This is a genomic window from Micromonospora sp. DT48 (assembly GCF_049844495.1).
In the GTDB taxonomy this organism is placed as follows: Bacteria; Actinomycetota; Actinomycetes; order Mycobacteriales; family Micromonosporaceae; genus Micromonospora.
The window spans coordinates 20,047-33,937 of the sequence record NZ_JBNCLE010000018.1 but is presented as its reverse complement, the minus strand read 5'-3'; the positions used below and the strand labels follow the sequence as shown (position 1 = coordinate 33,937).

General features: G+C 71.8%; 11 protein-coding genes. 7 read left to right on the top strand and 4 right to left on the bottom strand.

Annotation, left to right across the window (positions count from 1 at the left end):
• The first annotated feature begins 24 nt into the window (after positions 1 to 24).
• Together ACLQ2S_RS21155 and ACLQ2S_RS21150 are read left to right on the top strand one after the other, a co-directional pair.
• Entirely contained in the window at positions 25 to 1,299 is a 1,275-nt protein-coding gene (locus tag ACLQ2S_RS21155) for an MFS transporter (protein WP_155221579.1), read from the top strand.
• Between the two features lie 20 nt (positions 1,300 to 1,319).
• Positions 1,320 to 1,652 (top strand): cupin domain-containing protein, encoded by a 333-nt coding sequence (locus ACLQ2S_RS21150; RefSeq protein WP_155221578.1) that lies wholly within the window; start codon positions 1,320 to 1,322, stop codon positions 1,650 to 1,652.
• Between the two features lie 16 nt (positions 1,653 to 1,668).
• Here ACLQ2S_RS21150 and ACLQ2S_RS21145 read toward each other — a convergent pair whose 3' ends face one another.
• The 3 genes from ACLQ2S_RS21145 to ACLQ2S_RS21135 form a co-directional block, all read right to left on the bottom strand.
• Complete coding sequence (locus tag ACLQ2S_RS21145) at positions 1,669 to 4,554, bottom strand: helix-turn-helix transcriptional regulator (RefSeq protein WP_425702421.1); 2,886 nt, start codon at positions 4,552 to 4,554, stop codon at positions 1,669 to 1,671.
• Between the two features lie 131 nt (positions 4,555 to 4,685).
• On the bottom strand, positions 4,686 to 4,916 hold the full coding sequence (locus ACLQ2S_RS21140; protein ID WP_155221576.1) for a hypothetical protein: 231 nt from the start codon (positions 4,914 to 4,916) through the stop codon (positions 4,686 to 4,688).
• Positions 4,909 to 8,106, bottom strand: coding sequence for a type 2 lanthipeptide synthetase LanM family protein (locus tag ACLQ2S_RS21135; RefSeq protein ID WP_196222615.1), 3,198 nt, complete (start codon positions 8,104 to 8,106; stop codon positions 4,909 to 4,911). The genes ACLQ2S_RS21140 and ACLQ2S_RS21135 overlap by 8 nt, the downstream gene beginning before the upstream one ends.
• Positions 8,107 to 8,422: 316 nt before the next feature.
• On the opposite strand from ACLQ2S_RS21135, the gene ACLQ2S_RS21130 reads away from it, so the two are divergent.
• Genes ACLQ2S_RS21130 through fabG form a run of 4 tightly spaced genes read left to right on the top strand, consistent with a single transcriptional unit; the run spans position 8,423 to position 11,870 of the window.
• The gene (locus tag ACLQ2S_RS21130) at positions 8,423 to 10,240 is read left to right on the top strand and encodes an AfsR/SARP family transcriptional regulator (RefSeq protein ID WP_155221574.1); all 1,818 of its coding nucleotides are present in this window, start codon (positions 8,423 to 8,425) and stop codon (positions 10,238 to 10,240) included.
• 54 nt (positions 10,241 to 10,294) lie between these two features.
• Positions 10,295 to 10,663, top strand: coding sequence for a hypothetical protein (locus ACLQ2S_RS21125; protein ID WP_155221573.1), 369 nt, complete (start codon positions 10,295 to 10,297; stop codon positions 10,661 to 10,663).
• Positions 10,663 to 11,127 carry a 3-hydroxyacyl-ACP dehydratase FabZ family protein gene (locus ACLQ2S_RS21120; RefSeq protein WP_155221572.1) on the top strand — a complete coding sequence of 155 codons (465 nt, stop codon included), beginning with the start codon at positions 10,663 to 10,665 and terminating at the stop codon, positions 11,125 to 11,127. The genes ACLQ2S_RS21125 and ACLQ2S_RS21120 overlap by 1 nt, the downstream gene beginning before the upstream one ends.
• Positions 11,124 to 11,870, top strand: a complete 747-nt coding sequence (fabG, locus tag ACLQ2S_RS21115; protein ID WP_155221571.1) for a 3-oxoacyl-ACP reductase FabG — start codon at positions 11,124 to 11,126, stop codon at positions 11,868 to 11,870. Before ACLQ2S_RS21120 ends, fabG begins: the two co-directional genes overlap by 4 nt.
• Here the strand turns inward: fabG and ACLQ2S_RS21110 are convergent.
• Complete coding sequence (locus ACLQ2S_RS21110) at positions 11,842 to 12,729, bottom strand: SDR family oxidoreductase (protein ID WP_155221570.1); 888 nt, start codon at positions 12,727 to 12,729, stop codon at positions 11,842 to 11,844. The two genes, fabG and ACLQ2S_RS21110, sit on opposite strands and share 29 nt — an antisense overlap.
• Positions 12,730 to 12,915: 186 nt before the next feature.
• Between ACLQ2S_RS21110 and ACLQ2S_RS21105 the strand changes: the two genes are divergently transcribed.
• Positions 12,916 to 13,863 (top strand): beta-ketoacyl-ACP synthase III, encoded by a 948-nt coding sequence (locus tag ACLQ2S_RS21105; RefSeq protein ID WP_230462866.1) that lies wholly within the window; start codon positions 12,916 to 12,918, stop codon positions 13,861 to 13,863.
• Positions 13,864 to 13,891: the final 28 nt, after the last annotated feature.

Genomic DNA, 13,891 nt, shown 5'->3' with positions numbered 1-13,891 from the left:
GGCCAGCCCGCGACGAGGTACGAGATGACCACAACCGGCAATGCGCCGAGCACCGACCCGGCTGGCGTCACGCCACGTCCCGGCGCCACGCGCAACCTGGTGGTCGCCACCATCGGCTTCACCGTCAACTTCTGGGCGTGGGCGCTGCTCGGCCCGCTCGGTCCGGGCGTCAAGGAGCGCCTCGGGCTCAGCTTCGCCGCCCAGTCGCTGCTGGTCGCGGTTCCGGTGCTCGTCGGATCGCTGGGCCGGATCCCGGTCGGCGCGCTCACCGACCGGTACGGCGCGCGCATCATGTTCCCCCTGCTCAGCCTCGCCACCATCGTCCCGGTACTGACTCTGACGGTCGTCGACAGTTACCCGGCGTTGATCGTCACGGGGTTCTTCCTGGGACTGGGTGGCACGACCTTCGCCATCGGCGTACCGCTGATCTCCGGGTGGTACCCACCCGCCCGCAAGGGCTTCGCGCTCGGTGTGTTCGGCATCGGCATGGGCGGTACCGCCATCGCCAACTTCACCACCGTGCGGCTCGCCGAGACCTACGGCGAGAACACGCCCTTCCTGCTCGTGGCGGCTGTCCTCGCCGGCTACACCGTGCTGGCGTTCGCGCTGTTGCGTGACCCGCCGCGCCGCGCCGCGCCGGCCGGCTCCGCGCTCGCCCGCACCGTCGCGGTCAGTCGCCTGACGGTCACCTGGCAGCTGTGCTTCCTCTACGCGGTCGGCTTCGGCGGGTTCGTCGCCTTCAGCGTCTACCTGCCCGCCTACCTGCGCACCGCCTACGAGCTCAGCGCCAACGACGCCGCGCTGCGCACCGCCGGTTTCGTCGTCCTGGCCGTGGCCGCCCGCCCGACCGGCGGTTGGCTCTCCGACCGCCTCCACCCGGTTCCGGTGCTCGTCTGGTGCTTCACCGGCACCGCCGTGTTCGCCGTTGTGCAGGCGTTCCAGCCGCCCCTGATGCCGGTCGCCACCATCGCCTTCCTCGGCATGGCCGCCCTGCTCGGCGCCGCCAGCGGCGCCGTCTTCGCCCTCGTCGGCAGGGTCGCACCGGCCGACAAGGTCGGCACGGTCACCGGCGTGGTCGGCGCCGCGGGCGGCCTGGGCGGCTTCGTCCCACCACTGATCATGGGCTGGGTGTACGGCATCGAGGGCTCGTACGCCATAGGGTTGATGCTGTTGTCCGACGTCGCGCTCGCCGCCGCCGTCTACACGGCGGTCAAGATGAGCCGGATCGGCAAACCCGCCACCGCGGCAGCGGAGACACCCGCCGCTTCCGCGAGCATCAGTACCCGATCCGGTAACTGACGCCGACCAGAAGAGAGATCATGCAGAAGTCATCGCTGACCGACCTGACCGACCAGCTGCTCACCGCGGCTCGCGGCACGTCCAGCGGGCGCGGCGCCCAGACCGTGCACGGTGGGCACACCAAGACGCTGCGCCAAACCGTCATCGCCCTCGTCGCCGGCCAACGCCTCGACGAGCACGAGAACCCTGGCGAAGCCACCGTGCACGTGCTGCACGGCCTCGTCCGCCTCGCCACCGGCACGACCAGCTGCGACGGCGTCGCCGGGGATCTGCTGCTCGTACCGGACGCCCGGCACAGTCTTGAGGCGCTCCAGGACTCCGTGGTGCTGCTCACCGTCATCAAGAAGGTGTGACCCGACGATGAGGAGCTCAGTCCTTGTCGATCTCGGTGGCGACATCGCTCAGCGCGATCCGGTTCGGTAGCCCGGTCTTGACGATCAAGCTGGAGATGTGCCGCTCGACCGTACGCGGCGACAGGTGCAACCGCGCGGCGATCTCCCGGTTGCTGAGCCGACCGGCCAACAGCCGCAGCACCTCCAGCTCCCGGACCGTGACCCCCTTGGCCCGCAGCCCGGCCGGGATCTCGCCGGCACCCTGTCGGCGCTGCGCCACCCGGGCCCCCGCCTGACGCAGCATTGTCCGGCACGCGTGTGCGACCGGTTCGACGTTCGCCTGGTGGAAGTAGTCCTCCGCGGCACGCAGCCACGGCACCGGCGAACCCCACCCGTCGGCCAGCGCCGACTCGGCGACCAGCCGCAGCGCGAGATGCCGACCCATCGCGTACAGGGAGGCGACCTCCATCGCCTCGGCCACCGTGGCGGTGGCGGCCTCGTGCTGGCCGGCCCGACCCAGCAGCACCGCCCGGGTGAAGAGCGCGAACTGCCGGTCCCAGCGCAGCTGGCTGGCGGGCGCGCTGGTGAGTTCCTCGTACTCGGCCCAACTGATGTCGTCGGCCATCGCGCGCAGCAACGGCTGGAGGCCGAGCCGACCGCTCAGGTGGAACACGGTCGGGTTGGTCTCCTCCGCCCCCACCGCCAGGGACAACTCGGCCAGCGCCAGCGGGCGGTTCTCCTCCAGCAACGCGCAGAACGCACCGGCCAACCCGTGGACCCGCTGGGTGTGCAGGCTCTCGTCGCCGCCCCAGCTCCGGAACTCGGCCAACGCCTTCTGCATCTGCGGGCGTCGGCCCTGATGAGCGGCGAGCACCGCTTTGAGCAGCAGCACGTACTGGGTGGTCTCGGTGAACTTCGTACGGCTGGTGGCGGCGTGCACCTGGTCGATCAGCTCCTGCGCCGGGGCGTACGCCCCCCGCATGATCAGATGCAGTGCGATGCTCGCCTCCGCCTGCTGTCGGGCGGTCACCGCGCCGACCTGTCGCGCCTGCTCCCGGGCCTGTTCGAGCCGGTCCAGGGTGCCGTGCAGCAACGCGTCGTCGTTGCCGAGCCGGATCAGCGCGTGGACCTCCCAGATCGGCAGGTCGTGTTCGGCGGCGATGGAGCGGGCCTTCTCCAGGCAGCGGGTGGCCTCGGCCGGGTCGCGGTGCCGGACCAGCGCACCGAGCAACTGCCATGCCTGACAGGCCACCACGGGCAGCGGCACCGCGGCACCGACCGTGGCGGCCCGGCGGGTCAGGGCCTCGGCGACCTCCAACTGCTCCTTGCCGGGGGTGTCCAGGGCCAGGTGCGCGGCGACGATGTCGATCGGCGCCTCGTCCTGCGGTGCGGGGTCGGGGCCGAGCAGGTCGCGGGCGATCTCCACCTGCGCCGTCGCGTCGGTGAGCTGCCCGGCCACCATGGCGGTCCAGGCCAGCCGGGTGTGCAGGCTGGCCCGCCGACGAGGGTCCAGCTCGCCGACCTGGTCCGGACTGCTGACCAGGGCCAGGGCCCGACTCACCAGTCCCGCTTCGCCGAGGGCCTGGAGCAGCGCCTCCAGGGTGTCCGCCCGCACGTCGCCCGGGGAACCGGCCTGGAGTTCCCACGCCCGATCGAGCAGGGCCACGGCCGAGGTGGCGGCACCCTGGGCCAGCGCCCGTCGACCGGCCTCGGTGAAGAGACGCCCGGCGGTCAACGTGTCGCCGGCCTCGAGGCGGAGGGCGGCCGAGATCTGGCACCACTCGCCGGGCAGATCCGGGTGGACCTTCGCCACGGCGTCGGCCACGCTCTGGGCCAGCTCCCGCCGGTCGTACGGCTCGATCAGGGCGAGCAGCGACTCCTGGGTGACCCGGTGCCGGAAGGCGTACCAGTCGGACATCTGGTCGTCCGGTGTCACCATCTGGGCGACGAGTTCACCGTTGAGGTGGTTGAGCACGTCCCGGTCGCTCAGGCCGGTCGCCGCCTGCACCACGGTGACCGGGAACCGCTGCCCGATCAGCGCCCCGCAGGACAACAGCCGCCGGGCCGGTGGGGCCAGCTTCTCGATCCGGTGCCCCATGCTGCGGGCGAAGGCGGCCGGCAGCGCGGCGGGCGGCGGAGACGCGAGCTGCCAGCCACGGGCGTCGCGCAGCAGCAGCTGGTTCTCCACCATGGCGGTGAGGATCTCCTCGACGAGGAAGGGGTTGCCGCCGCTGCCGCCCCAGATCAGGTCGGTCGCAGCAGTCGGCAGCTCGTCGTCGGTCACGTCGAGACAGGCCCGGACCATCTCGCGCAGCTCATCCGGACCGAGTCGGTCCAGCGTCACGAGGGTGCACTTGCCTCGCCGGGCCGCCGCGTGCGCGACCGCCAGGGCCGGTGAGTCGTCGGCCCGGATGGTGCCGAGCAGCACGGTGGACTGCTGGTGAAGGTTGTCGATCAGGTACTCGACCACCATCAGCGTCTCGGCGTCGGCGTCCTGGAGGTCGTCGAGGACCATCAGGCACCCGGTGTCCTGACCGGCGAGACCGGTCAACCGGAGCACCGCCTCGGCGAGGATCACCACCGAGCCGTTCTCCTGCTGGGCCGGGGGCGTGCCCCAGTCGGGCACCAGCCGCCCGAGGACCGGACCGTACGGACCGAGCGCGTTGATGTCCACGGTGGACGAGCGCAGCAGGGAGAGCACCGCCTCGGTGATCGGCCGCAGCGGCACACCGGTGCACAGGGTGCTGCCCCGCCCCTGGAGCAGGGCCATCTCGGCGTGGTACGCCTGCTCGACGGTCGCCGCGGCCAGCCGCGACTTGCCGATGCCGGCCTCTCCGACGATGAAGACCGATCCGCCGTGCCCGTCGATGGCGGCGTCGAGAAGGCGGCGCAACACGGTGAGTTCCGCATCTCGGCCTATCATCGGGCGGGATCGCCGTTGCACGGGCGTAACGATAGCGAGGCGGCCCGTCATAGACCACTACGGACGGGTAGCGAACGTACCTACCCGAGCGACCGGACGGACCGCCACGCTGGGTCAGTCGTCGACCGACCTCACACGATGTAGGTGGGACAGCAGGTGGTGAGGGCCACCGTGTCGACGGGTTCCGGGCTGTCTCCGGAGACCAGACGCCCGACCAGCAGACCCACCGGGATGGCGAGACCGGCCAGCGCCGCCGTACGCAGCCCGAAGCTGACCACCGGGTTGACTCGCGGGTCACCCACCGGGTGGGTGTCGGTGACGTCCTCGGCGTACGCGGCGTTGGCGGCGAATTCGTCAGACATGTCGTCTCTCCTCTTGGGTTGGATCGGTTGGTGTCCGGCGACCGTCCGAGACGGCTGGTCTCCGTTCTGGTTCCAGCAGCAGCGCGGAGGGTATCCGCGCCGACAGGCCGATGCGTAGCAGGCTGTATCCGATGCCGGCGAGCCCGGTCAGCAGACCCGGGGTGAGCACCCCGTCGGGCGTACCGCAGTAACGCTCCTGCCACTGCAACGCGTTCAGGATCAGCGTGGCGCGCCGACGCAGGATGGCCGTCGCGTCGGGTCCTACCGGCCCCGGGGCGAGCGCGGTGAGGGCGTCGACGATGCCCGCCTCGCCGTGGCAGAGACTCAGATCGCGTGACGGCGGCTGGTCGGCCAGCCAGCGGACCAGCCGGGTCGACTCGGCCAGGCCCGGCGACCCGGACCCGCCCGCCTCGCCGCCGCCCCGATGGGCGAGCGCGAGCGCCAGGCCCGAGGCGCCGACGCACCACCCCGAGGAACTGGCCGCGGCTCGCGCCGCGTGCCGTGCGGCCGCCAACGCGGCGTCCGCGTGCCGGGTGGTGCCCGATCCCGTCTCGACGAACCGGTGCAGGGCGTACGCGATGCCGGCCGTGCCGTCCGCGAAGCCGGTCGGACCATCCGGGCGGTCGAGCGCCTCCACCGCGTCGGCCACCGCGTCGGCGCAGCTGCGGGCCAACGCCCCGGCCCGTTCGTGACCGAGGTCGGTGTGGATGGCGGACATCGCGGCCAGACAGCCCGCGCGGCCGGTCGCCCAGTCGTCGGTGGGGGAGCTGACCGTGGCGACGTAGGCGAGTTCGACAGCCGTGTCGACCCACCGGCCGATCTCCGGGTCGTCCAGCAGCATCCGCAGCCGGGTGAGGCCGTAGGCGATCCCGCCGAGGCCGTGCAGGCCGCCGCAACCGATCGCGGTGACCAGCTCCGGCCGGTCCGCGAGCAGGTCGAGCAGGCGGGGCGTCGCGACGATCGCCCGGCGGGCCACGTCCCGGTAGCGGGCCACGCCGCTGACCTCGGCGAGTTGACCGAGGAAGAGCGCCACTCCGAGGTAGCCGTTGGCCAGCCCCGCTCCCATCGGCAGCAGCAGCCACTGCCGGTCGTCGACCAGTTCCAGGCCGAGCCAGTTCACCCGCTCACGACCGGGCGCGCCGCGCGCGACGAGTTGGTCGGCGATCGCGCACGCCGCCGCGACCAGCCGCTCGGCGGGGGCCGCCGTGCCATGCTTCGAACTGGGCATCGGGGCGGCGTCGAGGTGCCCACCGACCGGTCGGCGGGTGGCCAGGCTGGCCAGGATGATCCACTCCTGGTCCTGCCGGTCGGCCTCGCCGAAGCGCGCGATCCGGTCCAGTGCGGCGTCCATGCCGCTGCGGCGCAACGGCATCGTGGTCGGTCGGCCGTCGACGCAGAGGGTCAGCGAGTCGGCGCGGGCGTGGTAGTAGGGGACGTCACCGCGCCACAGTGCGGCGATGTCGTGACGTGCGAAGGCCGTGTCGGCGGGGAACTGGGCCTGGTCGTAGAGCTGGGCGAGGAAACGGTCCCGGTCCAGGGCATCGCGGAGCAGGTTCGGGTGGGTGCTCTCGTCGAGCAGCATCCGGTACGCCCAGGTGGGCCGGGCGACGAGTCGTACGGTCATCGCCGCCGACTCCTCGACCAACCGGGCGAAGTCCTCGCGATGCGTCTCGATCGCGTCGTAACCGAGCCGGAAGCCGGCCATGATCGACTCTGCGTGATCCTCCGGATTGATCACCCGGTCGCCGAGCCGGGGTCGGTTCGAGGCACCGTCGAAGGTGCCCGCCCGGCGCACCAGGCGCATCCGGTCGGTGCCCGGGTCGGCCCAGTCGATCAGGCTGGCCGGGCTCTGCCGACCCTGGTCGCCACCGGAGCCGGACAGGTCCATGATGCCCTGCTCGCCGACGACCATCATGGGCAGCAACGCGGTCCGCTGCACCGACGCGGCGAGCAGTTCGGCCGCCGGGTCCACGGTGTCGTTCGGTTCCTGCCACACCGGGCGGAACAGCGTCTCGACATCGATCATCACGGGCTGGTCGCCGCTGGCGATCAGGTTCTCGTAGTGCAGGTCCGTGGTGTTGAGCGCGTGGGCGAGCGCGAGCAGCACCCCTTGACGGCGGTAGTAGAGGTGCCCGCCGTCCGGGTCGGTCAGCGGTGCGGACGCCACGAACTCGGTCCACCCGTACTCGGGACGGTGCAGACCGGCGACCTTACGCAGGCCGACGTCGGGAATCCGCAGGTTCAGCCAGTCGACGAAGGCGTCCAGCCGGGCGTCGTGGGCCAGGTCGCGGGGCTTGTAGACCAACCGTCGGCCGTCGGCGAACCGGACGACGCTGGTGGTCCGCCCGGCGCGATGCGGGTCGCCCTGGTTGTCCTCGACGGCCACCAGCGGACCCGGGTCGACGTCGCCGAACAGCTCCCGCACCAGGCAGGACCGGTCGGCGGCGTACCGGTTCACCAACTCCAGCCTGGCCTCGGTGGCGTACACGGTGGCCTGTCCGACCAGTCTGGCCAGCACCGGACGGTCGGTGAACAGGGTGGCGATCCCGGCCGGCTCGGTCAGCCGACGGACGAAGTCGACGAAGCGGGCGCGACTGTCGTCGCCGCGCAGCAGACCGGCCGCCCGCTGACGGTGCAGTTCGGCGACGAAGGTACGGGCGGCGAGGCTGGTCAGCCGGCGTTCCAGGGCGGCGCCCAGCGAGCCGGTCAGCGCGTGGAGGTCCACCTGCGCCTCGTCGGACATCAGACGGGTCCCGACCCGGAAGCGGGCCTTCGCGTACTCGACCAGCGGGCGGAACGGCAGAGCGAAGGCGGCGCGCCAGTCCGCCGGGACCGGGTCCGAGGCGGGCAGCGGTGTGGCGGCGCGTACGGCGGACTCGATCGGCTCCACCCAGGACGGTGCGTCCAGCCGGGCGGTGAGTTGCGTGTCCTCCTCCGCCAGGATGCCGAGCAGGTGGTCCTCGCTGACGGTCAGGCCGCGCAGGTACGCCTCCAGCACGCCGCTGTCCTCGGCCCGCCAACGCCGCAGCCGCTGTCGGGCCTGCGCCAGCCGGGCGCTGTCGACCGGTGCGGCGACATCGGCACGCACCCGCTCGTGCAACGCCACCCCGCACGCCCACCAGCCCCCGGGGAGCCGCTGCGGCTCCGTCGGGGCCAGGCTCGATGGGCCGTCGGCGGTCGAGGTGTTCACCGGAAAGAGGGTGCCAAGGCGTACCGACGAACTCATGCGTGGGATCCACCCAAATTCTCGTCATCGACGCTGGTCGTGCGAGGCATCCCCGGTTGACCTGCGGATTCACCGGGCGGGTGACGGACGGCCCGGAGAGGCGAGCGGGCCGGTCGGCCGGCCACGACCGTCGGTGTCGGTGTCGTACACCTGCGTGCTGGGGGGACGGAACTTGGGTGGCGTGCACACATGCGTGGAGGTGCCGTGGTGACCGAATCTCCGACCTATTCCGCTGGGTGGACCGATCGGAGCGACTGTGGAGTTTTGCGTACTCGGGCCGGTGAGCGCCTGGCAGGACGGCTCTGAGATTCCGCTGGATGGTGCGAAACAGCGCACCGTCCTGGCCGCGTTGCTGCTCGCCAGGGAGCGGATCGTCTCCGACGCCCAGCTCTGCCGACTGCTCTGGGACGAACACCTGCCGGCGACCTTCGCCGCTCAGCTGTACAACTACGTGTCCCGGCTACGCAGGTACCTCGGAGACGAGGTGGAGATCGTCCGGAAGTGCTCCGGGTACGCCCTGCGGCGCAAGGACAGCCGGCTCGACCTCGACGATTTCGAGCGGCTGGCCGGGCTGGGCCGTGCCGCGCTGCGCGAGGGCCGGTACGAGGAGGCGGGGCGCTGGTTGCACGAGGCCCTGGGCCTGTGGCGGGGTACGACCCTGTCCAACGTCACCGACCATCTGGTCGAGGCGGAGGCGCATCGGATGGCCGAGGCGCGGATGGCGGTCCTGGAGGACCGAATCAGGGCGGACCTGTTCCTGGGGCGGCAGGCCGAGCTGGTGCTTGAGCTGACCGACCTGGTGGCCCGCCAGCCCTTGCACGAGCAGCTCCGCAGCCTGTTGATGATCGCCCTGCTGGGGTGCGACCGGCAGGCCGACGCGCTGGCCGTCTACCACGAGGGCCGACGCGTCCTCGCCGACGAACTGGGGGTGGACCCGGGGGCGGCCCTGACCGAGGCGTACCAGGCGGTGTTGGCCCGGCCCACGGTCTCCGTCGCCGAGGCGGTGCCCCGGACCGCGCCCGGCTGGCGGGACGTACGCCCGGCGATGTTGCCGCCCGGGGCACACGACTTCCACGGCCGTGAGGAGCAACTACGCCTGCTCACCGGGTGGCTCGCCGCGTCGCCACGATCCGGGCCGCCACGGACCCTGCTGACCGGGATGGCGGGCGTCGGCAAGACCGCGCTGGCCCTGCGGGCGGCGCACCTGTCCCGGGACGACTTCCCGGACGGGCAGCTCTACGTCGACCTGGGCGGCACCCGGGGCAACGCGACCGACCCGGGTGACGTGCTGGGCTGGTTCCTGCGCAGCCTGGGCAACGCCGAGCAGGACATTCCGGGGCGGCTCGACGAGCGGGAGTGCCTGTACCGCAGCCAGCTGGCCGGTCGACGGATGCTGGTGGTGCTCGACAACGTCGCCAGCTACTCGCAGGTCCGTCCGCTGTTGCCGGGCGACCCGTCCTGTCGGGTCATCCTGACCTGCCGGGGGCGTCTGTCCGAACTGCCCGGCGTCACCCGGGTCGAGGTGGACGTCCTGGCACCGGCACAGGCGATCGAGCTGTTCGCCACGATCGTCGGCGAGCAGCGGGTGGTCGCCGAGCCGGCCGCCGCCCGTCAGATCGTCGAGCTGTGCGGTCGGCTGTCGATCGGCATCCGGGTGGCCGCGGCCCGGCTGATCGCGCGTCCGCACTGGTCACTGCGGTACCTCGCGCAGCGGCTGGCCGACGAGCGGTGCCGCCTCAACGAGCTGCGACTGGGGACGCTGGACGTGCGGGCCCGTATCGACGGCAGCTACCAGCAGTTGACCGCCGAGAGCCAGGTCGCGTTGCGTCGGCTGGCGCTGCTGGAGTCGGCCGACTTCCCGATCGGGGCCGCCGCCCGAGTGCTCGACGTGTCGTCCCGGGTGGGGGAGGAGGTGGCGGAGAGCCTGATCGACGCCCGGCTGTTGGAGATCGCCGGATCGGACGGCGCACGGCGGCAGCGGCACCGCTTCAACGGCCTGGTGCGGGTCTTCGCCCGGGAGAAGGCTGATCCGGCGGATCGTCGGATGATGGCCGGCCGGTTCCCGCTGTCCGTGTCGCCCCGGGTGCCTGCTGCCTGATCACGCAGCTCGACGGTATGGAGAAGATATAGCCGCCACCGGCACGGTCGGCAGGTGACCAGCAGAACCTCGCCCGAGTGCGCCACCACCGCCCGGATCGAGCTGACCCGTGCCAGCGACGACGAGATCGTCGCCCGGGTACGCCCGGATCGGGCCGATCCGGTCTTCGCCGGGCACTATCCCGGCTTCCCCCTGCTGCCCGGCGTGCACATCGTCGAGTACGTGCACCGCGCCGTGCTCGCGGCGGCGCCGACGGTGGTCCTCGCCGAGCTGGTGTACTGCCGGTTCCTCCGGGCCATCGACCTGGACGACGAGCTGGTCATCAAGGTCCGCCGCGACGGCGAGCTGTGCCACGGCACCGTCACCGTCTCCGACGCACCAGCCGCCGAGGTGGTGCTGCGTTACCGGAATGGAGGTGACTGATGCTCGACGGCGACGACATCCGGCGGCTCATCCCGCACCGACCGCCGATGCTGCTGGTCGACCGGGTCAGTGAACTGGTGCCCCGCCGACACCTGGTCGGCAGCTACACCGTCACCGGAAGCCATCCACTGCCCCCGGTGCTGCTGCTGGAGTCGTGGGGACAGGCCGCGCTGGTCCTGATCCGACACGACCGGCCGATGCCGGACGTGCTGACCGGTGGTGTGCCGGTCGCCGGTGTCTTTGAGGAGATCAGGTTCGGTCGGCCGGTGTGGCCCGGCGAGACGGTCGAGCACCGGGTGCGGCTGACCCGGCTGCTCGCCGACACCGGCTTCGTCGAGGGCGAGACCGTGATCGGTTCCGAGGTCGTCATGCGGGTCGGCCGCCTGGTCGGTGCGGTGCGTCCGGCCGCCACGTTGCGCCCCGCCGCCCTGGCCGGGGTATCCGACGGCAAGGAGTCGACATGAGTGAGGTCCGACGACCGGTTGCGCTGGTCAGCGGAGGGTCCCGGGGGATCGGCCGGGCGGTGGTCCGGCAGCTCGCCACGGACGGGTACGACGTGGCCTTCTGCTACCAGAGCAACGGGCAGGCCGCCGCGAAGGTGGCCGCCGAGGTGGAGGAGGTCGGCGCGCGGGTGCTGGCCCGCCAGGTGAACGTCGCCGACCCGGCCCGGGTACGCGAGTTCGTCGCCGAGGTGGAACGCGACCTGGGTGAGGTGGCCGCGCTGGTCACCGTGGCCGGCATCATCCGGGACCGGCCGGTGGCGATGATGGCCGCCGAGGACTGGCAGTCGGTGGTCGACGTCAACCTCGGCGGGGTCTACCAGGTCTGCCGGGCGGCGATCCGGCGCATGATGCGCCGTCGGGGCGGGGCCATCGTCACGCTCTCCTCGGTGGCCGGCATCACCGGCAGCCCCGGTCAGACCAACTACTCCGCGTCCAAGGCGGGCATCATCGGGTTCACCAAGGCGCTGGCGAAGGAGGTTGGCCCGTACGGGATCCGGGTCAACGCCGTGGCGCCCGGCTTCATCGAGACCGACATGCTCAGTGACCTGCCGGCCGGACTGACCGACGGGGTCGGGCAGCGGACCGCTCTCGGCCGACTCGGGCAGCCCGAGGAGATCGCCCCGGTGGTGACGTTCCTGCTGTCGGAGCGGGCCTCCTACCTGACCGGACAGGTCATCACGGTCGACGGTGGCCTGACGATCTGACCCGGTGCGCGGCGAGCCGGTCCCGCATGGCCGCCAGGCGGAGCCGGCTCGCCTCGGCGCGCGCCCGTCGCGCCCGCAGTCGCAGGTAGAGCGTGCCGAGCAGCCGGGAGGACAGGTCGACCCGACGGGCGTCCGCCCCGACGATGATTCTCATCTGGTTGCGGCGGATCCCCCGCAGGATGGCCCGGGCGGCCGCTTCGGCCGAGACGGCCGCCTCCTGGGCGAAGCGTTCCCGGATCCCGTCGTAGCCCAGGCCCCGCCCGGTGCGGGCACTGGTGAAGATGTCGGTGCGTACGTTGCCCGGGTAGACGCAGCTGACCGTCACCGGCACGCCGCCGACCTGCATCTCCTGCCACACCGCCTCGGTGAAGCCCCGGACGGCGAACTTCGCCGCGTTGTACGCAGTCTGGGCCGGAGCGGTGGTCAGGCCGTACATGCTGGAGATGTTCACCAGGTGCCCGCGCGCGGCGACGAGCAGCGGCAGGAACGCCCGGGTGCCGTGCACCACGCCCCAGAAGTTGACATCCAGCACCCAGCGGACGTCTTCGTACCTGGCCTCGATGACCGTGGCCAGCAGATTCACCCCGGCGTTGTTGACCACCAGGTCGGCGCCGCCGAAGTCGGCCCGGACCTGCGTCGCGTGCGCCTGCACCGCCGCCATGTCGGTGACGTCCAGCGGATAGCCGCGCACCTCGGCCCCCAACTCGGCACAGGCCGCCGTGGTGCGGTCCAGGCCGTCGGGGGCCACGTCGGAGAGAGCCAGCCGGGCACCCTGGGCGGCCAGCTCGATGGCCAGCGCCCGACCGATCCCCGAGCCGGCTCCGGTGATGACCACGACCTTGCCACGGAGATCCTTCATGCGCTTCCTTCCGACCGGGCGGGCCAGCGTGCGGCGGCACACTCCCCGCGTACGGTCGCCGGCCCGGCTATCTCTTTTCCATACCGCCGCGATGTAGAGAAGTTGTGAGATCGCCGTCGAACACTCCCTCCCGGACGGTGCCACCAGGACGCCGACCGGCGTGGTGTGGAGGGATTGATGGCCCAGATGACTGGTGCGGCGATTACCGGGCTCGGTGCCTACCGGCCGAGCAGACTGGTCACGAACGAGGAGATCGCCGACGAGGCTGGTGTGACCCCGGACTGGATCGAGGAGCGGACCGGCATCCGGTCGCGCTACTGGTCCGGACCGGAGGAGTCCGTGACGATGATGGCCGCCGAGGCCGGCGGGAAGGCGCTCGCCATGGCGAACGTCGACCCCGCCGACGTGGACCTGGTCATCCTCGCCTCGGCGACGAAGAAGGACCGCATCCCGGGCGGCGCGCCCGAGGTGGCCAGCCGGATCGGCATCGACGCCACCGGGGCGTTCGACCTGAACGCCGCCTGTGCCGGCTTCGCCTACTCGGTCGGGGTCGCGGCCAACGAGATCCGGGCGGGCAGCGCCCGCAACGTGCTGGTGGTCGGGGCGGAGCAACTGAGTCGCTTCATCGACCCGGAGGATCCGGCCACATACGTCATCTTCGGTGACGGCGCGGGTGCGGCGGTGGTCTCCGCCGCGCAGACCGACGGCATCAGCCCGGTGGTGTGGGGCAGCGACGGCCGACGCGCCAACATCCTCGGCACCAGGTGGGACGCCAACGGCCGCGAGTTCGCCAAGATGGACGGTCCGCTGGTCTACCGGTGGTCCACCAAGAACGTGCCGAGGGTGGCCCGCAGGGTGTGCGACCTCGCCGGTATCGAGCTGGCGGACATCGACTGGTTCGTGCCCCACCAGGCGAACCTGCGCATCATCGACCAACTGGCCGAGATCCTCGAGATCCCCGCCGAGAAGGTTGCCAAGGACGTCGTCGAAACCGGCAACACGTCGGCCGCGTCGGTTCCGCTGGCGCTCAGCCGGCTGTACGAGAGCGGCCAGACCAGCCCCGGTGACCGGGTGCTGCTGCTCGGCTTCGGCGCCGGCCTCGCCTACGCCGGTCAACTCATCCGGATGCCCTGACCAGTCCCCTCTGTCGAAAGGACCATGA

Bases quoted from the DNA above. Each gene is read 5' to 3' on its own strand.
- ACLQ2S_RS21155 (WP_155221579.1), top strand. From the start codon at position 25: ATGACCACAACCGGCAATGCGCCGAGCACCGACCCGGCTGGCGTCACG.
- ACLQ2S_RS21150 (WP_155221578.1), top strand. From the start codon at position 1,320: ATGCAGAAGTCATCGCTGACCGACCTGACCGACCAGCTGCTCACCGCG.
- ACLQ2S_RS21145 (WP_425702421.1), bottom strand. From the start codon at position 4,554: ATGATAGGCCGAGATGCGGAACTCACCGTGTTGCGCCGCCTTCTCGAC.
- ACLQ2S_RS21140 (WP_155221576.1), bottom strand. From the start codon at position 4,916: ATGTCTGACGAATTCGCCGCCAACGCCGCGTACGCCGAGGACGTCACC.
- ACLQ2S_RS21120 (WP_155221572.1), top strand. From the start codon at position 10,663: ATGCTCGACGGCGACGACATCCGGCGGCTCATCCCGCACCGACCGCCG.
- fabG (WP_155221571.1), top strand. From the start codon at position 11,124: ATGAGTGAGGTCCGACGACCGGTTGCGCTGGTCAGCGGAGGGTCCCGG.
- ACLQ2S_RS21110 (WP_155221570.1), bottom strand. From the start codon at position 12,729: ATGAAGGATCTCCGTGGCAAGGTCGTGGTCATCACCGGAGCCGGCTCG.
- ACLQ2S_RS21105 (WP_230462866.1), top strand. From the start codon at position 12,916: ATGACTGGTGCGGCGATTACCGGGCTCGGTGCCTACCGGCCGAGCAGA.